Origin of the sequence: Rhizobium leguminosarum, assembly GCF_001679785.1 — a bacterium.
Lineage (GTDB): Bacteria > Pseudomonadota > Alphaproteobacteria > Rhizobiales > Rhizobiaceae > Rhizobium > Rhizobium leguminosarum_R.
The window spans coordinates 83,967-106,454 of sequence record NZ_CP016286.1 but is presented as its reverse complement, the minus strand read 5'-3'; the positions used below and the strand labels follow the sequence as shown (position 1 = coordinate 106,454).

Below are 22,488 nucleotides of genomic sequence, written 5' to 3'. Positions count from 1 at the left end.
GAAACGAGCCTTGATCAAAGTTTCTTTTCAATCTTCTGCGCTCCACCCTCATTCGAAGCCACCGGCTTCGGACCCTCTTTCGGGTAGAACGTGTATGACAGCGTGATCGTATGGATATTCTTCGATTCCACCGCCTTGACGATTTCAGGATCGATGTAGAACACGACAGGCATGTCGAGCTTCTCGCCCGGCTTCAAGTCCGTTTCCGTAAAGCAGAAACATTGCACCTTGTTGAAATAGACGCCGGCTTCGCCCGGCGTGACGTTGAAAACCGCCTGGCCGCGCTGGGTCTCGTTCGAACGATTCTCGGCGGTGAAATTGACCTGGATGGTCTCGCCGATCTTCGGATTGACCTCGCGCTCGACCGGCTTGAAGTCCCATTGCAGGCCGGGGGCGACATTGGCGTCGAAGGTGACGCGCATCGTGCGGTCGAGCACGACGCTCGACACCTGGTCGACGCGCTGCGTCGTGCCGTTATAGCCGGTCACCTGGCAGAAGATGCGGTAGAGCGGCACGGCGGCATAGCTCATCGCGCCCATGCCGAAGACGAAGCTCAGGCACATCATGACGACGGCGCCGTTGTTGCGCCCCTGCTTCTTCGGTGCGGCGGCGTCTTCGCTCATCCAGCCATTCCTCCGCCGATCTTCACGATGGTGATCGCGTAGAAGAGAATGACGAGGCCGGCAAGCACCAGCCCGAGGGCGACGTTGCGGTTGCGGCGCGACTTGCGCTGCGCTTCCGTGAGCTTGAGCAATTCCATCAGAACCAACCTCCCGCATGCGAGACCAGCACCGACGCCAGCCGGTCGATCATCAAGGCGGAGAACACGGCGAAGAGATAAAAGATCGAGAAGCCGAAGAGCTTCTTCGCCGGGATCATCTTCGGATCGCCGTCGGGCATGCGCCAGACGGCGATGGAACAGTATATGAAGATCGCGCCGAGGACGGCTGCGACGAGGCCATAGCCGAGGCTCGCGAAACCGAGGAAGGACGGCAATATCGCGCAGACGGCGGTCAGCACCGCATAGGCGACGATCTGATGCTTGGTCACCCGTTCGCCGGCAACGTTCGGCAGCATCGGCACGCCGACGGCCTCGTAGTCGCGCATCTTGAAGAGGGCAAGCGCCCAGAAATGCGCCGGCGTCCATAGGAAGATGATGAGGAAGAGAACGGTGCTCTCGATCGTCACGCTGTTGGTCACGCAGGCCCAGCCGATCATCGGCGGGAAGGCGCCGGCAGCACCGCCGATGACGATGTTCTGCGGCGTCGAGCGCTTCAGCCACATGGTGTAGACGACGGCATAGAAGAAGATGGTGAAGGCGAGGATGCCGGCCGAGAGCCAATTGACGGCAAGGCCGAGGATCACCACCGAAAAGCCCGACAGTACCAGGCCGAAGGCGAGTGCTTCCGACGGCGCGATGCGGCCGGCCGGGATCGGGCGGTTGGCGGTGCGGCTCATGATGGCGTCGATATCGGCGTCATACCACATGTTCAGCGCGCCGGAGGCGCCGGCGCCGACGGCGATGCAGAGGATGGCGATCACGCCGAGGACGGGATGGATATGGCCCGGCGCCAGCACGAGACCGGCAAAGGCAGTGAAGACCACGAGCGACATGACCCGTGGCTTCAACAATTCGAAATAATCGCGCGCACTCGCTTCCGACAATTCGCCGTCCTTTGCAAGCGCCCCGTGATTGTCGATGACCGTCATCATTCCGTCCTGAATGTCTTACGATCAGGACGCCGTATCGAATGCGGCGTCCTGATGCCCGCGCAATTTACTTGATGCGCGGAAGCTGTTCCCACTGGTGATAGGGCGGCGGCGAAGGCAGCTGCCATTCGAGCGTCGTTGCGCCCTCACCCCACGGATTGTCGCCGGCGACACGCTTCCTGGCGAAGGCTTCGAAGACGCCATAGAGGAAGATCAGCACACCGAAGGCCGAGATGTAGGAGCCGATGGAAGAAACATAGTTCCAGCCGGCAAAGGCATCCGGATAATCGATGTAGCGGCGCGGCATGCCGGCGAGGCCGAGGAAGTGCTGCGGGAAGAACACCAGGTTGACGCCGATGAACATGATCCAGAAATGCAGCTTGCCGACCAGCTCGTTGTACATATAGCCGGTCATCTTCGGGAACCAGTAGTACCAGCCGGCGAAGATCGCGAAGACGGCGCCGAGCGACAGAACGTAGTGGAAGTGGGCCACGACGTAATAGGTGTCATGCAGCGAGCGGTCGAGACCGGCATTGGCGAGCTGGACGCCGGTCACGCCGCCGACCGTGAACAGGAAGATGAAGCCGATCGCCCAGAGCATCGGCGTGCGGAACGAGATCGAGCCGCCCCACATCGTCGCGATCCAGGAGAAGATCTTCACGCCCGTCGGAACGGCGATGACCATCGTCGCGAAGACGAAGTAGCGCTGCGCGTCGAGCGACAGGCCGACCGTGTACATGTGGTGGGCCCAGACGACGAAGCCGACGGCGCCGATCGCGACCATGGCATAGGCCATGCCGAGGTAGCCGAAGATCGGCTTTTTCGAGAAGGTCGAGATGATGTGGCTGACCATGCCGAAGCCCGGCAGGATGAGGATGTAGACCTCGGGGTGACCGAAGAACCAAAACAGGTGCTGGTAGAGGATCGGATCGCCGCCGCCCTCCGGAGAGAAGAACGCCGTGCCGAAATTGCGGTCGGTGAGCAGCATGGTGATGCCGCCTGCCAGAACCGGCAGTGACAGCAGCAGCAGGAAGGCGGTGATCAGCACCGACCACGCAAAGAGCGGCATCTTGTGCAGTGTCATGCCGGGAGCGCGCATGTTGAGGATCGTGGTGATGAAGTTGATCGCACCGAGGATCGACGAGGCGCCCGCAATGTGGAGCGCGAAGATCGCAAGATCGACCGCCGGTCCCGGCGTGCCGCTTGTCGCCAGCGGCGGATACATCGTCCAGCCGCCACCCGTGCCATAGGCGCCTGCCGGGCCTTCGACGAACATCGACAGCAAGAGCAGCGCGAAGGCCGGAACGATCAGCCAGAAGGAAATGTTGTTGAGGCGCGGGAAAGCCATGTCGGGCGCGCCGATCATGATCGGCACCATCCAGTTGGCGAAACCGCCGATCATCGCCGGCATGACCATGAAGAAGATCATGATCAGCGCGTGCGCTGTCGTGAACATGTTGAACATCTGCTTGGCGCCGTCGATCGCGGCATCGCCCTCATAGCCGTAGACCATCGAGGCCAGGCCGTGGAAGATCTGGATGCCCGGCTCCTGCAGCTCCATGCGCATGGCAACCGACAGCGCGCCGCCGATGATGCCGGCAATGATCGCGAAGATCAGGTAGAGCGTGCCGATGTCCTTGTGGTTGGTCGAGAACAGCCAGCGATTGGCAAAGCTCGGCTTGTGCCCGTGATCATGGTGATCGTGATCATCATGCGCGTGATCGTGATGGGCGTGAGAATGATCGTCGTGAGCGGAAGGTCCAGCCATTGTCCCGATCCCCTTTATTACTGTGCTTCGGCGACGTTGACGGTCTTTGCGGGACCATCGGTTGCGGCCATGAGTGTCTTGTAGGCGCCGGGCAGGTCGCTGGCGGCTGCGGTCAGCCACTGCTTGTACTTGTCCTCGGAGACGACGCGGATGGCGATCGGCATGAACGCATGGTCCTTGCCGCAGAGCTCAGAACACTGGCCGTAGAACAGGCCTTCGCGCTCGGCCTTGAACCAGGTCTCGTTCAGGCGGCCCGGCACGGCATCGATCTTGACGCCGAAGGAGGGCATGGCGAAAGCGTGGATGACGTCGGTGGGGGCTGCGGTGACGAGAACGCGGACAGTCTTGTTGACCGGCAGGACCAGTTCGTTATCGACGGCGAGAAGTCTGGGATAGATCGACTTGTCTTCCTTGCCGGCGGCCGGGCGATCCTGATCCTTCAGCAGGAAGGAATCGAAAGCCAGCGGGCTTTCGCCCGAACCTTCATATTCGTAGTTCCACTGCCACTGGGTGGCGGTCGCCTTGATCGTCACGTCGGGGTTTTCGGGCAGCGTCAGCTGCGCCGTCAGCAGGTTGAACGAAGGAATGGCGAGAAGAAGAAGCACCAGGACCGGCCCCACGGTCCAGGCAATCTCGATCAGCGTGTTGTGGCTCGTCTTCGAGGGAACCGGGTTCGCGCTGGCGCGGAACTTGAAACAGACGACGATGAGCAGGACCAGCACGAATAGCGTGATCGGAACGATAAACCACAGGGTATATTGTTCGAACCAGTGGATTTCCCGCATGATCGGCGTTGCCGCCGGCTGCAGCGTCGCCTGCCACGGCGTCGGCTGGTCGGCATATGTGCCGGAAGCAAAAAGCAGACAGACCAGCGTGGTCAGGGCTGCATAAGCCTTCTTCATCACCTTAGTATCTCCCTCGAGCGCTTGACCTGCAAAATAGAACGCAGAATCCTTGCCATCTTCAGCGCTTCAAACCACAGTTTGGCATTTGCCGCAACAGGTCAGAGCAATTGTCTATGCGGCATTTTTGCTCAAAGCATAGGCAGGCTGGAACGGCAAAACATCCCAAGTTTTTCATCAGCATATGAAAAATCGGCTTTCCGGCCAATCCGCGCGCGAAACATTCTTTCGCAAAGGTCCAATTTCCGCCGCAGTCCCCCGGTTTTCACGGGGTGGGGCTTTTCATTTTTGGTGGGCAGCTTCAACAATAGCCGCAATGATTCGATATCCAGAGGTTTCCATGGGTTTCCGTTCCCTCGCGCAGTCGCTTCTCCTGACTGCCAGCATCGCGGCCGCAGCGACGACGCCCGTTTTCGCACAGCAGCAACCCACCCCGTCACAGGCCACCCCCCCGGCTTCCGCGCCGGCGCCGGCCCCTGCTCCGGCGCCGCAACAGCCGAGCGCCGCCAGACCGAATGTCGAACCGGTGACACCCGGCCAGACACAGCCGCCGGCGCCGGGCACGGTGAAGTCCAATCATGGCGCATGGTCTGTCGTCTGCGACAAGCCGGCCGGGGCCGCGACCGAACAATGCGCGCTGATGCAAAACGTCATCGCCGAGGATCGGCCGGAAGTCGGGCTTTCCGTCGTCGTCCTGAAGACGGCCGACCGCAAGTCGAAGATCCTGCGCGTGCTGGCACCACTTGGCGTGCTGCTGCCGAACGGCCTCGGGCTCAATGTCGACGGCAAGGATATCGGCCGCGCCTATTTCGTCCGCTGCTTTGCCGATGGCTGCTACGCAGAGGTCGTGCTCGAGGACGAGTTGCTCAAGACCTTCCGCAGCGGCGCCCAGGCAACCTTCATCGTCTTCCAGACCCCGGAAGAAGGCATCGGCATCCCCGTCGACCTCAAGGGCTTCGCCGAAGGTTTTGACGCTCTGCCGTGAGGGTGGGCTAGTCGCGACGTCTCGATTCCCTCTTCTCCCCAGCGGGGAGAAGGTGCCCGTAGGGCGGATGAGGGGGCCGGCGAAGCCGGTCTTTTCAACAACGCCCATACGGGCTTCGACAGCGCTGGCGTCATCTCGACCATGCTCAGGGTCTTGTGGGCGCGGTGTTATCGTTAGCGAACCGGGAATAGGGTTTACGTGAAGGATGTGCCGTGTGGCCCCCTCATCCGCCTGCCGGCACCTTCTCCCCGAGGGGAGAAGAGATTGCGCCGCGCCCTCTCCGTTCCCCGCCAACTCATCACATGGTACGTTCCATCTCGCCACATCATCCTTGCCCAACAAAGAATAATTCGACGGCGGGGCTTCACTCCTTATTATGTGGAGCCCTATCTAGGGAGTCAGTGCACTCCTGAACGCATGCCCATTGGAGCCCTATCATGAACACCGATCTCCTGACGCTTTTCGATGCCGACGAAGCCACGATGCGCAAGCACGTCGCCGAGGCCCTGTCCGGCGCCGATGACGGCGAACTGTTCATCGAGCATGCGCAGGCGGAAGCGCTGACCTTCGACAATGGCCGGCTCAAGGGCGGCAGCTTCAACACCGAACAGGGTTTCGGCCTGCGCGCCGTTGCCGGCGAAGCGGTCGGCTATGCCCATGCCGGCGATCTCTCGGTGGCGGCGCTGAAGCGGGCGGCCGATGCCGTCGGCGCGGTGACGCGCGGCTATTCCGGCTCCTATGCCGCCGCACCCCAGGGCACCAACAAGAAATTCTACAGCGACGAGAACCCGATCGGCCAGCCGAGCTTCGAGGAAAAGGTCAAGGTCCTGCAGGACATCGACGCCTATCTCAGGGGCAAGGATGACAAGGTTCGCCAAGTGACGGCCTCGGTCGCCGCAAGCTGGCAGGTCGTCGATATCCTGCGTGCCGACGGACACCGCGTGCGCGACATCCGGCCGATGACGCGCATCAACATCTCGGTGATGGTCGGCGAAGGCGAGCGGCAGGAGAGCGGCTCCTATGGCAGCGGCGGGCGCATCGGCTTCGGTGATTTCATCGCCGAGGGCAGCTGGCAATACGGCGCCGACGAGGCGCTGCGCCAGGCGCTCGTCAATCTCGAGGCGATCGATGCGCCGGCGGGCACGATGGACGTGGTGCTCGGCTCCGGCTGGCCGGGCGTGATGCTGCACGAGGCGGTCGGTCACGGGCTGGAGGGCGATTTCAACCGCAAGAAGACATCGGCCTTTGCCGGTCTTCTCGGCCAGATGGTCGCCGCTCCCGGCGTCACCGTCGTCGATGACGGCACGATCGACAACCGCCGCGGCTCGATCACCATCGATGACGAGGGCACGCCGTCCGCCTACAACGTGCTGATCGAAAACGGCAAGCTCGTCGGTTATATGCAGGACCGGCAGAATGCCCGGCTGATGGGCATGGCGCCCACCGGCAACGGCCGCCGCCAGGGCTATTCCCATGTACCGATGCCGCGCATGACCAACACCTACATGCTCGGCGGCGACAAGACGCCTGAGGAAATGATTGCCTCGGTGAAGAAGGGCATCTACGCCGTCTCCTTCGGCGGCGGCCAGGTGGACATCACCTCCGGCAAGTTCGTCTTCGGCTGCACCGAGGCCTATCTGATCGAGAACGGCAAGGTCGGCGCGCCGATCAAGGGCGCGATGCTGATCGGCAACGGCCCGGATGCGATGAAGCGGGTGTCGATGATCGGCAACGACATGAAGCTCGATACCGGCATCGGCAATTGCGGCAAGGCCGGCCAATGGGTTCCCGTCGGCGTCGGCCAACCGCATCTGCGCATGGATCAGGTGACGGTCGGCGGCACGCAGACCTGAGCGAAAGGATCCATCATGGCGGACGTCGAAATCAGAACCTTCACCGCCGACGACGCCGATGACGTGCTTTCGGTGATCCTGCCGATCCAGCGCGAGGAATTCGGCATCGATATCACCGCGGATGAGCAGCCGGATCTTAGGGTCATCCCGGATTTCTACCAGTCCGGCAAGGGACAGTTCTGGGTTGCCGTCAGGGATGGCGCCATCGTCGGCACGGTCGGGCTCAAGGATATCGGCAATAACCAGGCGGCGCTGCGCAAGATGTTCGTCTCAGCTGAAGTTCGCGGCTCCGAGCATGGCGTGGCCGCACGGCTTCTCGATTACCTGTTTGCCCATGCCAGGGATGTCGGCCTCACCGATATCTTCCTCGGCACGACGGACAAGTTCGTCGCCGCGCATCGCTTCTACGAGAAGAACGGCTTTAGCGAGATCGCCAAGAGCGCCCTGCCCCGCGCCTTCCCGCTGATGGCGGTGGACAGCAAATTCTACCGCTATAAGGTCGGCTGACTGAAGCTGCGGGAGAATCCTGGTGCGGTTGACGAGGGACAGTCTCGCCTAAAGCCCGTCACATCGAAATGCCGTCGCCCCCAAACACACTGCGCATTTTCGGCGCGTTGCATCAGCTCTTCGACGTTTGCGCCGGCCGAAACAGCCACTTTCGTTCGATCGCGGCGGCAAGATCGAGATCGTTGTGACGGGCAAACAGCATAAGATGGCCGAGGACGTCGGCGGTCTCGTCGGCAAGGTCTTGCTGCATATCTTCCGGTGAACGCCCCTTCGCACGACCGCGCCCGGTCAGCCGGTTCCAGGCCTGTGTCAGCTCGCCCATTTCCTCCTGCAGTTTCAGAAGGAACCAATCGGCATCACGCTCAATGCCGTGGGCCGCGACATGGGTGGAGGAAGAAATTTCGAACTGATCGGCGAGACGGCGCAGCATGAGCGTTCTCCTTTTGTTTATGGAGGAGACGCTGATTCCCAATGTTTGTCCAGCGTGGGATTGTCCCGCGTGGATTGTCCGGAGTGCTGGAGTGGCAATCAGCCGTGGTCCGGCAGCAGCATGCAGTCATAGGAGCGTTGCTTCAGCGCATCGCAGGCCGAGACGGCGGCATCCTTGCTGGCGAAGCCGACGAAGCGGGCGCGATAGATCTTGTTGACCCCCTGCCCGACCGCCTCCGTATAGGGCGAGGCGGACACCAGCGGTGCGCCGCCTTCCGACTTCGCCTGGGCGAGAAGTGCACGCGCCGCATCGGCACTCGGTGCGGCCGAGATCTGGATCTGCCAGTCGCCATTGGTCTTCTCTGCCGATGTCTTCGGCATCTTGCCGGCGTTCAGGATCTCGTCCATCGCGACGGGACGCTCCAGAGGCACGACGGCGTCGTCGGCATAGGCAAGGCTCTTTGCTGCGAGATCGTCGGCCGGGCGCGGTGCGTTGAGCGGCACCGGAACATCGGAGGCCTCGGCGGCGGACGCGACTTCGACGGGTTCCCTCGCGCCGACGCTCGCCATCAGCTTTGCGCCGCCGGAAGACGAGGCACGGCCGAGATAACGGTCGAGCAAACCAGCCATCTTGGCGTCGCGGCTGCGGGCGGTGCGGCCGCCGAGCACGACGCCGACCACGCGGCGGTTGCCGTCTCTGACGGCGCTGACGAGGTTGAAGCCGGAGGCGTTGGTATAGCCGGTCTTGATGCCGTCCATGCCCTGGTAGCGGTACATGAGATTGTTGTGGCCGCGCACCGTCCGGCCGCGGAAATTGAAACTGGCCGTCGAAAACAGCCGGTATTCGTTCGGATAATTCTTCATCAACGCGATGGCGAGCGTCGACATGTCACGCGCCGTCGTGACCTGTCGGCCGTCCGGCAGGCCGGAGGCGTTAACGAAAACGGTGCGGCTCATGCCGAGCTGGCGGGCTTTGGCCGTCATCACCCGAGCAAAGCCGCTTTCCGAGCCGGCGAGCTTCTCACCCATGGCGGAGGCGGCATCATTGGCGGATTTGACGATCATGCCATAGACCGCCTCGCGCACGGTGATCGTGCCGCCCGCCTTGACGCCAAGCTTGGTCGGCGGGCGTGCAGCTGCGTATTTCGACATCCGGATCGGAGTCTCCCAGGCGATCTTGCCGCGCTTCAACGCCTCGAAGGTGAGATAGAGCGTCATCATCTTCGTCAGCGAGGCCGGATGGTTCAGCGTATCGGCGTTTTCGGCGGCGAGAACCTTGCCGGTCCGGGCATCGAGGATCAGCGAAGCGTTGCCGGCAAGGGCCGCAAGCGGCGCCGAAACGGCAAGCGTTACGGTCAAAACAGCCGCCAAAAGCTTTCTCATGCACTTTCCCCTCATACCCTGGCCCCTCATACGCTGGTCCCTCATACGCTGGTCCCTCATACGCTGGTCCCTATGCGCAGCCCTTGATGCCGGCTCTCGGTCAGACCGGCATTTGTACCGTAATGTGACAGAAGCCGTAAGTTTGGCGCGACTTTGAGGCAACGCCTATCATTTTTCTAGTCTTTTCATCGTCTTGGTAAACAGGAAATGAAAGACCCGTGCCGGATCGGGATTCAGCAAGGCTTAAGTCGCACTTGCTAGTTTCCTTAAAAGGCAAGGGATAGGCGCCGCATGACGGGACAATTCAAGCGATTGGGCAAGCGACTGGCGATCGGTGCCGGGCTCGAGTTTTCCTGGCTGCTCGCGTCAGTCGGACTGATGCGCGAAGCGCGCGGGCGCGGCGTCGTCTTTACGCTGCATCATGTCCGCCCGCACGTGCCCCAGGCCTTCGAGCCGAATGCGCATCTCGAAATCACCCCCCGTTTTCTCGACGCGGCGCTGCGGCGGCTGCGGCGAGAGGGCTACCGCTTCGTGCCCCTTGATCAAGTGCCGGCGCTGCTGGCGGAGCCGGAAGGCGCAAAGCCCTTCGCGGCGTTCACGCTGGACGACGGATACAGCAACAATCTGGAACATGCGTTGCCGGTGTTCGAGCGGCATCAGGCGCCGTTCACGGTGTTCGTCGCCAAGGGTTTTGCCGAAGGCTCTCACAGCATCTGGTGGGAAACGCTCGCCGTCCTACTGCGCCGGCCGAGCGAAATCTACTTCGATTTCGGCCGAGGCAGAGAGCGCCTGGCGCTCGACAGCCCACAGCAGCAATGGCATGCCTTCGACCGCTTTGCCGCCTATATCCACGGCTCCGAGGAGGCGCGCGCCGTTGCCGCCATCGATCTGCTGGCGCGCGAGAACGGCATCGAGCCGACGGATATCGTCCGCGAGCTGGTGATGGGGCCAGGCGAATTGCAATGGCTGGCGGCTCATCCGCTCGCAACGCTCGGCGCCCATACGATCAGCCATCGCGCACTGGCCCGGCTGCCGGAAGCCGAAGCGCGAATCGAGATGCAGGTTTCGGCGGATTACGTCGAGGCGGCGACCGGCATCCGTCCCGAGACGATCGCCTATCCCTATGGCACGCCTGATGCTGCGACCGCCCGCGAGGCACGCATCGCCCGCAATCTCGGCTTTACGCTTGCGGTCACCACGCAGCCCGGGCTGCCGTCAGCGCAATTGACCGGCTATCTCCCGCGCATTTCGCTCAACGGCTTCTACCAGAAGCGACGCTACGTCTCGGCGCTCGCCTCCGGCATACCGTTGAAGCTGATGGGCAGGTAAGCTCGTTACGGGTACATTCGCACCTTGTCCCATTCGCCTTCCGGTAATGGGCGGCGGAATTCGACGCGGTCATGCAGGCGGAATTTCTGGTCCTTCCAGAATTCGATCGAGGTCGGCCGGATGCGGAAGCCCGACCAGTGGGCGGGGCGCGGAATCTCGCCGATGGCATAGCGCGCGGTATATTCGGCCACGGCCTTTTCCAGCGCGAACCGGCTTTCGAGCGGGCGGGATTGTCTGGAGGCCCAGGCGCCGATGCGGCTGCCGCGCGCCCGCGTCTTGAAATAGGCGTCGGCTTCGGCATCGGTGACGATCTCGACGGGACCGCGCAGCCTGACCTGACGACGCAGGCTTTTCCAATGAAAGCACATGGCCGCCTTTTTCTGGCCGAGAATTTCGCGGCCTTTCTGGCTCTCGAAATTGGTGTAAAAGACGAAACCGTCGTCGTCGAATCCCTTCAGGAGAACCATGCGGACATTGGGAAGACCATCCTCATCGACCGTTGCCAGCGCCACAGCATTGGGGTCATTGGGCTCGGAAGCCTCGGCTTCTTTCAGCCATTCGGCAAAGAGCTTGAAGGGCTCGCCACTTTCGGTAAAGTCACCGCTTGTTAACTCGTTTGCCGACATATTGGTTCAAATGCCCCGGATTATTCAAAACTCGCCCAGCTTTTGATAACTGGACAGGATGCAGGGTGGAAGTCATAGCAAAGTCATCTCGCCATACAAAGGGCCTGCGGCGACGCAGCAGTGTGTTCTTCGTCACCGGCGTCGCGATGTTGTCGCTGTCCGGCTGCGTCGGCGGCGGCATGGATTTCCTGAGTGAAGCCAAGGTCGACCGGTCGGTGGCAACCGGCACCGTGCCGCAGACGCCGCCGAGCACCGACACGCTTTCCGACGAAATGACCGTGCGCAACGCCGTGACCTCGGCCGACGTGCAAAGGCTCGAGGGCCAGCCGCTTCCCTGGGCGAACGCATCGACCGGCAGTGCCGGCGTCATCGATACGATCGTCGAGAATAACGAGTCCGGCCAGGTCTGCCGCCAGTTCCGCACGACCCGGCATTCCTATGTCGGCATTGCCAAATTCTACGGCAAGACCTGCCTCGTCGGCGGCGGCAACTGGCAGCTTCTGAGCTTCCAGCCGGAAAGCTGATCTCCCCAAGGTCGCTCAAATATTACAGCGTCCTTTGCGCGTTCGAAAAGACGCGGGGCGCGCGCCCTCCCCAACAGGTTAACGCGTGACCGCTTTCTGCCGAATGCTTAGCAAAGAGCTAACCATTTACCGCGAAACACCCACATCTCTTCACAGAAATAACAAGTGATTAGCAACTCGGCCCGCAGGATCGGCGTTGAGAGTGGCTGTTCCTGCCTTTGCGGCGGGTGGCGCCACACACGTTTTATTGGACGGGGATGCCGGGCAAGGACGAGGCTTGCCGCATCGCAACACCGGCGGTTTTGACATGCGCGATCCTTACAAAATTCTGGGCGTCAAGCGCGACGCGGCAGCAGACGAGATCAAGGCGGCCTGGCGCAACATGGCCAAATCAGCCCATCCCGACCACAATCAGGACGACCCGACGGCGACGGCCCGGTTCGCCGAGATCGGTCGCGCCTATGAAACCCTGAAGGACCCGCGCAAACGCAGCCTGTTCGACAATGCCCTGCGGATGGCCGAAGCCAAGAAGCACGAACAGACGATCATGCAACAGCGCCAGGCGGCCCGCGAGGCGGCCGTGCGCGCCAAGGCGGCGCAGGCCAATGCCGAGCGCGTGATGGAAGAGCTGGCGCGCGCCGCCCAGAAGGCGGCCGCCGACGGCTCCAGGCAACAAGCAGGCGCTACCGAGGCCGCCGACGAGATGGTGGATCGCATTTTTGGCGCCCAAGCCCGCGCGGCCGGCGGAGGCCAAGCGCAGGGTCGCGCCCAGCAGACGCAATATCAGCAGGCCCAAAACGCCCAGGGCGAGACCGGCAGGCGCATGGATGGCGATGCCGCCGAGGCCGACACCAAGGGCGACGAGGAAGCGGGCGAAGCTGGTCAAAATGCCGCCAACCTGTCGCTGCCGCTCAGCATCCTGACGAACTTGGTACGCCGGTTCACCGGCGCCAAGGATACCGGTCTTGAAAAGGCACCGGACGAAGTGACGACGGCTACGGTCACGATCGACGAAGTATTAAAGTGCGGCTGGATCACTGCGTCGCTGCCGGAGGGCCGCGAAATCGGCTTCGGCTTGCCGGCAGGCACGACCGACGGTCACGAGATCAGGCTCAAGGGACAGGGCTTCAAGCTGCCTGGCATGCAGCGCGGCGACGCCGTCATCAACATTCGCATCGCACCCGATCCGCGCTTCACCGTCGACGGTTTCGATCTGCACGCCGTGCTGCCGCTCAGCATCGAAAATGCCGTGCTCGGCACCGAGGCGCGTATCGAAGGACCGAGCGGGCCGCTGAACGTGACGATCCCCGCATGGTCCGGCTCGGACAAGACGATCCGGATTCCCGGCCAGGGATTGCCCCGCGAAGAGGGAGGCAGAGGCGATCTGGTCGTCGAAATACGCATTATTCTGTGGGAAAAACCCGACGACAAAATCACCGATCTCATGCGGAGCATGCGCGAAGGCCTGTTCCTATGAATTTTTTATGACATTCGCACCCTTTATTACGATCCCTAACAGTTGATGATCCCGGCCAAGCTTGAACCGATTAACGGCCTATGCCATAGGCAGGATCGATCAGAATCCTAGGGAGCGAAATATGGCTCAAGCATCCGGCCTCATGGCAGGCAAACGCGGCGTCATCATGGGTGTCGCCAACAATCGTTCGATTGCGTGGGGTATTGCCAAGGCCATTCATGCCCAGGGCGGAGAAGTCGCGTTCACCTACCAGGGCGATGCGCTGAAGAAGCGCGTCGAGCCGCTCGCCGCCGAGATCGACGCGACGCTGGTCGGCCATTGTGACGTCGCCGACGAAGCCACCATCGACGCCGTTTTCGAAAACGTCGAAAAACTCTGGGGCAAGATCGATTTCCTCGTGCATGCGATCGGCTTCTCCGACAAGGATGAGCTAACCGGCCGCTACGTCGACACTTCGCCCGACAATTTCACCAAGACGATGCAGATCTCCGTCTATTCCTTCACCTCGGTCGCACGCCGCGCCGAGAAGCTGATGACGGATGGCGGCGCCATGCTGACGCTGACCTATTACGGCGCCGAAAAGGTGATGCCGAATTATAACGTCATGGGTGTCGCCAAGGCCGCGCTCGAAGCCAGCGTCAAATATCTCGCCGTCGACCTCGGACCGCAGAATATCCGTGTCAATGCCATCTCGGCCGGGCCGATCAAGACGCTTGCCGCCTCCGGTATCGGCGATTTCCGCTACATTCTGAAGTGGAACGAATATAACGCGCCGCTGCGCCGCACCGTCACCATCGAGGAAGTCGGCGATGTCGGCCTTTATCTGCTGTCGGACCTGTCGCGCTCCGTCACCGGCGAAGTGCACCATGCCGACAGCGGCTATCATGTCATCGGCATGAAGGCGGTCGACGCGCCCGACATTTCCGTCGTCAAGGACTGATTTTTTCCATATGGATGCGAGACCGTGCTTATCTATGTGATCAGACACGGCCAGACTGCCTGGAATGCAGAGCGGCGCCTGCAGGGGCAGAAGGACATCCCGATGAATGCCACGGGCCTGGAGCAGGCCCGGCAGAACGGCGTCGCGCTTGCGGAGATTCTCGGCGACACGGTGGGCGAATTCGATTTCGTCGCAAGCCCGCTCCAGCGCACACGCGCGACGATGGAAATCATGCGCACCGCCATGGGCCTGCCGCCGCTTGCCTATCGCACCGATCCGAGGCTGGTGGAAATTTCCTTCGGCGACTGGGAGGGCTCGACGATCAAGGAGCTGAAGGCGACGCAGCGCGAGCGGGTGGCGGAACGCAACGCCTCGAAATGGGATTTCATCCCGCCTGGCGATGACGCGGAAAGCTATGAAATCCTCTCCTGGCGCACCGGCTCTTGGCTAAACTCCGTCGATCGTCCGACGGTTTGCGTCACCCATGGCGGTGTCATCCGCACGCTTTTCCAGACGATCGCCGACCTGCCGAAAAGCACTGCTGCTGAAGGTGCGATCCCACAGGACCGGATCATCCGGATCGAAACCACTGAGCGGACGATCGCCTGGCTGTAGGCATTGCTATTGCCCCTCGATCAGGCGGTTAGAAATCGGGCTGTACCAGATTTCTTGATCACCCTTTCCCGGTCGCACGTATTTGCAGCCGGCTTTCAGCAATAACTCTTTGAGCTCGCGGAGCCGGCCATGGGCTCAGTAGGTCGGATTGGGGATGCGAACGAGCTGTTCGGCCATGATGTGGACGGGGATTTCCGGCAGGCTCGAGGTGAAGCCGTTAAGCTCGAAAAGGTCGGTTATAGCTGCGACAACTTTAGGCTCGAGGGCTTCGAGGGTATCGGCCTCGACGGCCAGCCCTTCGATATCATTGCTACTGGCAACCCAAACACCGGCCTCTTCATCCCAATCCGCGCGCACTATGATCGAGGCGTGCTTCATACGATCAGTCTCCATAGCGGACACGATTGTCCTACAAGGTTGCGCACCACGTTTGGTACTACGCCGACGTGGCATAGTAGCGGAATGGAAGTAAATTTTATACGCCGATCTAGGCGTTAGACTGCCTATTTAACGATATCGAGATCGTTGATGACGCGCTTGCCGTCGACCTCGGTATAGAAGACGATCACCTTCACGCCGGCTTCGAGACCGTCGAAATTGAACTCCTCGGGCGCCTGATAGGTCTTGCCGTCATCGAGCGTCAGGACGAGGTTGGCCGTGTCGACCTTCTTGATCGTCGCCTCGACATCGGCGCTCTCGGCAAAACCGCTCATCGGTGACAGGAAACTTGCTGTTGCCAAAAGCGTGGCGACGACGAAACGCATGGCGACAATCCTTTAAGACGCTGCACGAGAACATGACCGGCCACAAATAAGCTCCTGAATATGGCGAAAATTGCCCGTAAGAATGGCTTTTCCCGCCCAATTGATGAATAGGATTTAAATATAATCAAAATGCCGCTTTAACCCGCGCTTTTTCCCTTCCCGCGATCTCTCGGCATCGCCGGCGGGCAATCGTAAATTAACCCGCGCGCCCTACAGTTGCTCGTCAACATGGGGGTTTCATTTTGTTATCCAGGCTCAGCGACAGCAAGCAGTTGCGGCGCGTGTTGAAGAATAGCCGCGTCTCGTTTCTGGTTTCGTCGCTTGTCGCCCTCGTCGTCATCATGGTCGGCTTCGGCCTCGACCAGGCCAATACTGCATCTTATGTGCGCGAACTTCGTATCCGGACCGAAAACGAGACGAACCTCATCCGTGCCCGGGTCATGGCTGAGATCAATATGGACCTCAGCGTCGTCCGCGACCTGACGAACCTGATCTCCGTCAGCGCGGCAAACGGAGAGGAGATGGAACGCCAGATCAACTGGCTGCTGATCCAGAACCCGTCTTTCATTCATATCGCCGTCGCGCCTGATTTCATCATCCGCGACATCCACCCGCCGCAATCCGGCAAGGAGCGGGTCGGCCGCGACGTGCGCGAGTCTCTCTTCTTCCGCCAGGCGATGACCGGCGCGACCGGCAACCAGCCGGCGCGCTTCTACGGCCCGGTCAGCACCGACGGCCGGGACGCCTTCGCCATCTTCTTCCCGGTTTACGTCAAGGAGAACGGCGAGCGGCGGATCTGGGGCGCGGTCGAAGTCGCGATCGACCAGACGATGTTCTACCAGGCGACCGGGCTGATGCCGGCACGCGACCGCGAAAACCGGGAGCGCTATCCGCATCTCGGCCATCTTTCGATCGCAATCCGCGATATCGGCGCGCCGACCGCCGCCAAGGCTCCTCCCCCGGCGCCGTTCTTCGGATCCTCCGATATCGACGGCAAGGATCCGATGCGCCAGAAGATCGGTTTTGCCGGCGGCAAATGGGAGCTTGCCGCTGTGCCGAACAGCGGCTGGAACGCGATACCTGAAAACCGCACCGAGCTGCGCCTGATTATCGTTGCCGCCGGCTTCATCATCATCGTGCCGATCTTCTTTGCGACCATGCTGCTCGGCGAGCGCAATCGCAACATCAACGCGCTGGAGACGCGCGAGGCAAAACTGCTGGAACTGTCGCAGCGGCTCAACCTGGCGCTGGAATCCTCCAATATAGGCATCTGGGAGCTGCAGGATGATTCGAACAGCCTGCACTGGGACGCGCGCGCCGCGGCCCTGCATGGCAAACCGGCGCAAGAAGGAAGCCGGGCGCTCGACGAATGGCTGGCGGCGATCCTGCCCGAGGACCGCGACACCGCCGAAGTACATTTCTTCAGCTGCAGCATTGCGGGTGCCGCCTGCACGGCGCAGTACCGCATCCTGCTCGGCGACGGCGGCATCCGCCACCTGCGCTCGGTCGGCTCCTTCTATACGGATGCCGGCGGCGTCAGCAAGACGATCGGCATTGTCTGGGACGTGACCGCAGATGCGGAGATCACCGACACGCTGCGCAAGGCCAAGGATATGAGCGAGGTCAAGAATGCCGAGCTGGAACTGGCGCTTGAAGAGCTCTCGAGTCGTGAGGGACAGCTCGCCGAGCTTTCCAGCCGGCTCGACCTGGCGCTCGATTCCTATCAATGCGGCATATGGGAAGCGCGGCCCGGCCTCGGCGGTTCGATCTGGAACGAGCGGATGCACGAGCTCTATGGCCTTGCGCCGCGCAACGGCTTCATGACCGAAGAGACCTGGCTTGGCTGCATCCACCCCGAGGACCGGAGCCTGGCGCTCGAAAGCGCGCGCCACTTCAAGAAGAACGGCGACTCGCACACCCTCGTCTGCCGCGTGATCGTCGACGACGGCTCGGTGCGCTATGTGCGCTCGGTCGGCAAGGTCCACCAGACGGGGACCGGCGAGATGAAGATCATGGGCATCGCCTTCGACGCCACCGAAGACGTGCTGATGACGATCCGGCTGAAAGCGGCCAAGGACGAGGCAGTCGCCAAGAATATCGAGCTCGAGCTTGTCAAGAACAGGATCGAGCACAATTCGCTGCATGACCCGCTGACCGCACTCGCCAACCGCCGCAAGCTCGACATCGCGCTCGAAAATCTCACCCAGGACGGCCGTCAGCAGCGGCAGAAGTTCTCGATCCTGCATATCGATCTCGACCGCTTCAAGGACATCAACGACACGCTCGGCCATGCCGCCGGCGATGCGATGCTGGTGCACGCCTCGAAGGTGCTCGCCAAGAACGTCCGCGGCAGCGATATCGTCGCGCGCATCGGCGGCGACGAATTCGTCATCCTTGCCCTCGATGTCGACGATAAGGAGATGGCGCAGCTTTCGACCCGGATCATCGAGGAGATGCGCCAGCCGATCGATTTCCAGGGCTTCTCCTGCCGCTGCGGCGTGTCGATCGGTATTGCGCTCGCCAACGGCATCCATGTCGATGCGCGCAAGGTGCTGATCAATGCCGATATCGCGCTCTATCGCGCAAAAAGCATGGGCCGCAACCGCTTCGAATTCTTCAATCACAATCTCCAGGCCGATATCATCAACACCAAGCGCACCGCCGACGAGATCCTCGCCGGCATCGACAATGGCGAATTCACCGCCTGGTACCAGCCGCAATTTTCGGCCCGGACGATGGAGCTGACCGGCGTCGAGGCGCTGGTGCGCTGGAAGCATCCCTCCAAAGGGTGGCTCGCCCCCGACAAGTTCCTGCGCATCGCCGACGAGATCAATGTCGTGCAGATGCTCGACCGGATCGTGCTGGAAACGGCGCTGCGCGACAAGGTGCGCTGGACGGCGCGCGGCATTGTGGTGCCTAAGGTCTCGGTCAATGTTTCGGCGCGGCGGCTGCATGACGGCAGCCTGTTGGAATCGCTCGCCGATCTGCATATCCGTCCGGGTGAGATCTCCTTCGAGCTGGTGGAATCGATCTTTCTCGACGAGAGCGAGGACGTCGTCTCGCAAAATCTCGAGCGTATCAAGGCGCTCGGCATCGATATCGAGATCGACGATTTCGGTACCGGCCATACCTCGATCGTCAGCCTGTTGAAGCTGAAGCCGAAGCGGCTGAAGATCGACCGCCAACTGGTGCAACCGATCGTCAATGCCTCGCAGGAGCGGGCGCTGGTCAGCTCGATCATCGAGATCGCCCGCTCGCTCGGCGTCGAGACGGTGGCCGAAGGGGTGGAGACGGCAGCCCATGCCGCACTGCTGCGCGATCTCGGCTGCGATATCCTGCAGGGTTATGCCTTCTCGCGGCCGCTCTCCTTCGACGATTTCACCAACGAAGCCACAGGAGCGGGGTGGCGGCTGGCGTCCTGATCGCCGCCTGCCGATGCCCTCGCCTTGCCCCCTCCCCGCCTGTGCGAAGAGAGTGGCGGCAATATGGGCCGCCCGTCCCCGGCAACGAACGGAAACAGCATTTCCTGAGCTGCCGGTTTGGCGCAAAGAAAGGCTTTTGCCTCGGCGGTTTTTTGGCCTATGAGTGTCGCGCCTTTTCAAGCAATGGCGCGGCCGGCAGCGATCGGCTTCGGCGCGCCACCGGTCGGAACACATGTCGCACAATACATTCGGTCACCTTTTCCGCGTAACCACCTGGGGCGAAAGCCATGGTCCGGCGCTTGGCTGCGTCGTCGACGGCTGCCCTCCGGGGCTCAGCTTCAAGCTCGAGGACCTGCAGGTCTGGCTCGACAAGCGCAAGCCCGGCCAATCCCGCTTCGTGACGCAGCGGCGCGAGGACGATCTGGTGAAGGTACTATCAGGCGTCATGCTCAACGCCGACGGCGAGACGATGACGACCACCGGCACGCCGATCTCGATGCTGATCGAAAACACCGACCAGCGCTCCAAGGATTACGGCGAGATTGCCCGGCAATATCGCCCCGGCCACGCCGATTATACCTATGACCTCAAATACGGCATTCGCGACTATCGCGGCGGCGGCCGCTCCTCGGCGCGCGAGACTGCCGCCCGGGTTGCCGCTGGCGGCATCGCCCGCCTTGTCGTGCCTGGCGTCACCGTGCGCGGCGCGCTGGTGCAGATCGGCAAACACAAGATCGACCGCCGCAACTGGGACTGGGACCAGGTCGGGCAGAACCCGTTCTTCTCGCCCGATGCCGCGGTCGTCCCGGTCTGGGAGGAATATCTCGACGGCATCCGCAAGAACGGCTCCTCGATCGGCGCGGTCATCGAAGTGATCGCCGAAGGTGTGCCGGCCGGCCTCGGCGCGCCGATCTATGCCAAGCTCGACCAGGACATCGCCTCGCTGCTGATGTCGATCAACGCGGTCAAGGGTGTCGAGATCGGCAATGGTTTTGCCGCCGCCGAAACGTCAGGCGAAGACAATGCCGACGAGATGCGCATCGGCAATGACGGCACGCCGATCTTCCTTTCCAACAATGCCGGCGGTATTCTCGGCGGCATCTCCACCGGGCAGCCGGTGGTGACGCGTTTTGCCGTCAAGCCGACGTCGTCGATCCTGACCGAGCGCCAGTCGATCGATGCGGAGGGCAAGAATGTCGATATCCGTACCAAGGGCCGGCACGACCCCTGCGTCGGCATCCGCGCCGTGCCGATCGGCGAGGCGATGGTCGCCTGCGCGATCGCCGACCATTATCTTCGCGACCGCGGCCAGACCGGCCGTCTGAAATAGGAGCCTCGCCCCATGTCTTATGACCAGAAGCGCGTCGTCGACGCCATCCGGGCCTTCGAGGCCGGCGAGATTGTCGTCGTCATGGACGACAATGACCGCGAGAACGAGGGCGACCTGATCGTCGCCGCCGTGCATTGCACACCGGAGAAGATGGCCTTCATCGTGCGCCACACCTCCGGCATCGTCTGCGCGCCGATGCCGAAGGAAGAGGCCAAGCGCCTCAACCTCAACGCCATGGTGGCGGAAAACGATTCGGCCCATACGACGGCGTTCACCGTCTCGGTCGATTTCAAGCACGGCACGACGACCGGCATCTCCGCCGACGACCGGACGCTGACGGTACGCAACCTCGCCAATCCGAATGTCGGCGCCTCCGACTTCGTCCGTCCGGGCCATATCTTCCCGCTGGTTTCCCGCGAAGGCGGCGTGCTGATGCGCTCCGGCCATACAGAAGCCGCCGTCGACCTCTGCAAGCTCGCCGGTCTGCCGCTGATCGGCGTCATCTCCGAGCTCGTCAACGATGATGGCACAGTGACGCGCGGGCCGCAGGTGGTTGACTTTGCCGAACAACACGGGCTGAAGCTCGTCTCCGTCGCCGATCTCATCGCCTATCGCCAGCGTAAGGAAACGCTGATCGAACTCGGCACCAGCTTCGACATCGAGACGCCGTTCGGCAAGGCCAAGGCTCATACCTACTCGCTGCCCTGGGATCCGATGCAGCATCTTGCCGTCGTCTTCGGCGACATCCGCGACGGCGTCGACATCCCGGTGCGCCTGCATCCGGAGAATGTTGCCGAAGATCTCTTCGGCAAGAACAGCCCGGTCGATTTCTATATGCAGAAGATTGCCGAGCAAGGCCGCGGCGTCATCGTCTATCTGCGCGAAGGCTCCGTCGGCGTCGGCCATCATGATAACGGCCGCAAGGCCCGCAACCAGGGCCGCGAAGCCCATGCCGAAGCCCAGACGCGCGACAGCGAATGGCTGGAAATCGGCCTCGGCGCACAAATCCTCAAGGATCTCGGCGTCAGCTCGATCAAGCTGCTCACCAGCCGCGAGCGCCACTATGTCGGCCTCGAAGGTTTCGGCATCAAGATCAGCACGACGGAAATTTGCTGAAGGAGCTTAGCGGCTGCCGCCAGGCGATATTCATACGCAATTTTTACGACCCGGAGATATTATTCTGGGCAAACAAAACTACTTATAATCTGCCCAGAAAGAACGATGGAGCATGCAAAAGCAATCAACGCTGAAACAGCCACGCTCACGGAAAACCGATTCCTCACCAAAAGAAAAATACATAAGTAGGCAACACAAAACGACACTACTGCCGTGAAATGCCTGATGAAGTGCATCTTAATATCATTATAACAAACGCCGTCGCCGAGAAAATCACCATTTAATACTAAATAATATTGAGTGAAATAATTATACACAAACAATATAATAAACAGTATTGGATATACTAATATAATGCACGCATTTGAAAAGCGTCCGCTTAGCAATTTTTTCTCCTTGGATTCGATTATCTTACATTGTTCGAGATTGATCGCAAGCGCCGCAACCACAGCATGCAATTATGTCGCCTAGTACCACGCCACAGAGATTATGACGGTTTGTCTTATCGTAGAATTGGCAGGGCTTCTGGTGGGATGAGAAGTTGGATGCTGCGTGCGGCGCCTGGCACGCGAGATATAAAACCCGCCTTCTCGAGGGTCAGCACCATCTGGTGAACAGACGGAGCCGTAACGCCGAAGTGGCGACGCATGTCGGCTTCGGCCGGAGGCTGTTTGAAGATGCGGCTGTAGGCGTAGATGAAGGCCAGGTACTGGCCTTGGATCTGCGTAAGGCCCCGTCTTGCCGTTGCGGCTTGCGGGTCAAGTGAGGGACTCATTTTGGGATTCATCTGCGTCTCCACGCTGAAGGA

General features: G+C 61.4%; 22 protein-coding genes. 11 read left to right on the top strand and 11 right to left on the bottom strand.

Annotation, left to right across the window (positions count from 1 at the left end; all coding sequences use genetic code 11):
• Positions 1–14: 14 nt before the first annotated feature.
• The 5 genes from BA011_RS00475 to coxB all read right to left on the bottom strand — a co-directional run bounded on the left by BA011_RS00475 (position 15) and on the right by coxB (position 4,380).
• Positions 15–623, bottom strand: a complete 609-nt coding sequence (locus BA011_RS00475) for a cytochrome c oxidase assembly protein (RefSeq protein ID WP_065279028.1) — start codon at positions 621–623, stop codon at positions 15–17.
• Positions 620–760 carry a hypothetical protein gene (locus BA011_RS44085; RefSeq protein ID WP_011650759.1) on the bottom strand — a complete coding sequence of 47 codons (141 nt, stop codon included), beginning with the start codon at positions 758–760 and terminating at the stop codon, positions 620–622. Before BA011_RS44085 ends, BA011_RS00475 begins: the two co-directional genes overlap by 4 nt.
• Positions 760–1,710 (bottom strand): heme o synthase, encoded by a 951-nt coding sequence (locus tag BA011_RS00470; protein ID WP_065282349.1) that lies wholly within the window; start codon positions 1,708–1,710, stop codon positions 760–762. The genes BA011_RS44085 and BA011_RS00470 overlap by 1 nt, the downstream gene beginning before the upstream one ends.
• 67 nt (positions 1,711–1,777) lie before the next feature.
• Positions 1,778–3,478 carry a cytochrome c oxidase subunit I gene (ctaD, locus tag BA011_RS00465; RefSeq protein WP_065279027.1) on the bottom strand — a complete coding sequence of 567 codons (1,701 nt, stop codon included), beginning with the start codon at positions 3,476–3,478 and terminating at the stop codon, positions 1,778–1,780.
• A 17-nt stretch (positions 3,479–3,495) separates the two neighbouring features.
• Positions 3,496–4,380, bottom strand: coding sequence for a cytochrome c oxidase subunit II (gene coxB / locus BA011_RS00460; RefSeq protein ID WP_065279026.1), 885 nt, complete (start codon positions 4,378–4,380; stop codon positions 3,496–3,498).
• A gap of 316 nt (positions 4,381–4,696) precedes the next feature.
• On the opposite strand from coxB, the gene BA011_RS00455 reads away from it, so the two are divergent.
• The 3 genes from BA011_RS00455 (at position 4,697) to BA011_RS00445 (ending at position 7,725) form a co-directional block, all read left to right on the top strand.
• Complete coding sequence (locus BA011_RS00455; RefSeq protein ID WP_186806486.1) at positions 4,697–5,365, top strand: invasion associated locus B family protein; 669 nt, start codon at positions 4,697–4,699, stop codon at positions 5,363–5,365.
• 437 nt (positions 5,366–5,802) lie between these two features.
• Complete coding sequence (tldD, locus tag BA011_RS00450; RefSeq protein WP_065279024.1) at positions 5,803–7,218, top strand: metalloprotease TldD; 1,416 nt, start codon at positions 5,803–5,805, stop codon at positions 7,216–7,218.
• Between the two features lie 15 nt (positions 7,219–7,233).
• Positions 7,234–7,725, top strand: a complete 492-nt coding sequence (locus tag BA011_RS00445) for a GNAT family N-acetyltransferase (RefSeq protein ID WP_065279023.1) — start codon at positions 7,234–7,236, stop codon at positions 7,723–7,725.
• 112 nt (positions 7,726–7,837) lie between these two features.
• Here the strand turns inward: BA011_RS00445 and BA011_RS00440 are convergent, their stop codons facing one another.
• Both BA011_RS00440 and BA011_RS00435 read right to left on the bottom strand, forming a co-directional pair.
• Positions 7,838–8,155, bottom strand: coding sequence for a pyrophosphatase (locus tag BA011_RS00440; protein ID WP_017959258.1), 318 nt, complete (start codon positions 8,153–8,155; stop codon positions 7,838–7,840).
• A gap of 98 nt (positions 8,156–8,253) precedes the next feature.
• A complete protein-coding gene (locus BA011_RS00435) occupies positions 8,254–9,537 on the bottom strand; it encodes a D-alanyl-D-alanine carboxypeptidase family protein (protein WP_065279022.1) in 1,284 nt (427 codons plus the stop codon).
• Positions 9,538–9,828: 291 nt separating this feature from the next.
• Between BA011_RS00435 and BA011_RS00430 the strand changes: the two genes are divergently transcribed.
• A complete protein-coding gene (locus BA011_RS00430; protein ID WP_065279021.1) occupies positions 9,829–10,866 on the top strand; it encodes a polysaccharide deacetylase family protein in 1,038 nt (345 codons plus the stop codon).
• 5 nt (positions 10,867–10,871) lie between these two features.
• Here BA011_RS00430 and pdxH read toward each other — a convergent pair whose 3' ends face one another.
• Positions 10,872–11,492 carry a pyridoxamine 5'-phosphate oxidase gene (gene pdxH, locus BA011_RS00425; RefSeq protein WP_017959255.1) on the bottom strand — a complete coding sequence of 207 codons (621 nt, stop codon included), beginning with the start codon at positions 11,490–11,492 and terminating at the stop codon, positions 10,872–10,874.
• 65 nt (positions 11,493–11,557) lie between these two features.
• On the opposite strand from pdxH, the gene BA011_RS00420 reads away from it, so the two are divergent.
• The 4 genes from BA011_RS00420 (at position 11,558) to BA011_RS00405 (ending at position 15,048) form a co-directional block, all read left to right on the top strand.
• Entirely contained in the window at positions 11,558–12,016 is a 459-nt protein-coding gene (locus BA011_RS00420; RefSeq protein WP_017959254.1) for an RT0821/Lpp0805 family surface protein, read from the top strand.
• 277 nt (positions 12,017–12,293) lie between these two features.
• Positions 12,294–13,493, top strand: coding sequence for a J domain-containing protein (locus tag BA011_RS00415; RefSeq protein WP_186806485.1), 1,200 nt, complete (start codon positions 12,294–12,296; stop codon positions 13,491–13,493).
• Between the two features lie 121 nt (positions 13,494–13,614).
• Positions 13,615–14,433: an enoyl-ACP reductase FabI gene (gene fabI / locus BA011_RS00410; protein WP_017959252.1), complete on the top strand. Its 819-nt coding sequence runs from the start codon at positions 13,615–13,617 to the stop codon at positions 14,431–14,433.
• Positions 14,434–14,457: 24 nt separating this feature from the next.
• On the top strand, positions 14,458–15,048 hold the full coding sequence (locus BA011_RS00405) for a histidine phosphatase family protein (RefSeq protein WP_065279020.1): 591 nt from the start codon (positions 14,458–14,460) through the stop codon (positions 15,046–15,048).
• A gap of 135 nt (positions 15,049–15,183) precedes the next feature.
• Here BA011_RS00405 and BA011_RS00400 read toward each other — a convergent pair whose 3' ends face one another.
• Both BA011_RS00400 and BA011_RS00395 read right to left on the bottom strand, forming a co-directional pair.
• Positions 15,184–15,426 (bottom strand): DUF1902 domain-containing protein, encoded by a 243-nt coding sequence (locus BA011_RS00400; RefSeq protein WP_037115447.1) that lies wholly within the window; start codon positions 15,424–15,426, stop codon positions 15,184–15,186.
• Positions 15,427–15,551: 125 nt separating this feature from the next.
• A complete protein-coding gene (locus BA011_RS00395) occupies positions 15,552–15,812 on the bottom strand; it encodes a DUF1344 domain-containing protein (protein ID WP_003569889.1) in 261 nt (86 codons plus the stop codon).
• Positions 15,813–16,054: 242 nt separating this feature from the next.
• Between BA011_RS00395 and BA011_RS00390 the strand changes: the two genes are divergently transcribed.
• From BA011_RS00390 to ribB, 3 genes are all read left to right on the top strand, one after another.
• Positions 16,055–19,234, top strand: coding sequence for an EAL domain-containing protein (locus BA011_RS00390; protein WP_065279019.1), 3,180 nt, complete (start codon positions 16,055–16,057; stop codon positions 19,232–19,234).
• A 232-nt stretch (positions 19,235–19,466) separates the two neighbouring features.
• The gene (aroC, locus tag BA011_RS00385; RefSeq protein WP_065279018.1) at positions 19,467–20,564 is read left to right on the top strand and encodes a chorismate synthase; all 1,098 of its coding nucleotides are present in this window, start codon (positions 19,467–19,469) and stop codon (positions 20,562–20,564) included.
• A 12-nt stretch (positions 20,565–20,576) separates the two neighbouring features.
• Positions 20,577–21,680, top strand: a complete 1,104-nt coding sequence (gene ribB / locus BA011_RS00380; protein ID WP_017959246.1) for a 3,4-dihydroxy-2-butanone-4-phosphate synthase — start codon at positions 20,577–20,579, stop codon at positions 21,678–21,680.
• A gap of 502 nt (positions 21,681–22,182) precedes the next feature.
• Here ribB and BA011_RS00375 read toward each other — a convergent pair.
• The gene (locus tag BA011_RS00375) at positions 22,183–22,467 is read right to left on the bottom strand and encodes a LexA family protein (RefSeq protein ID WP_420493416.1); all 285 of its coding nucleotides are present in this window, start codon (positions 22,465–22,467) and stop codon (positions 22,183–22,185) included.
• Positions 22,468–22,488 lie beyond the last annotated feature (21 nt).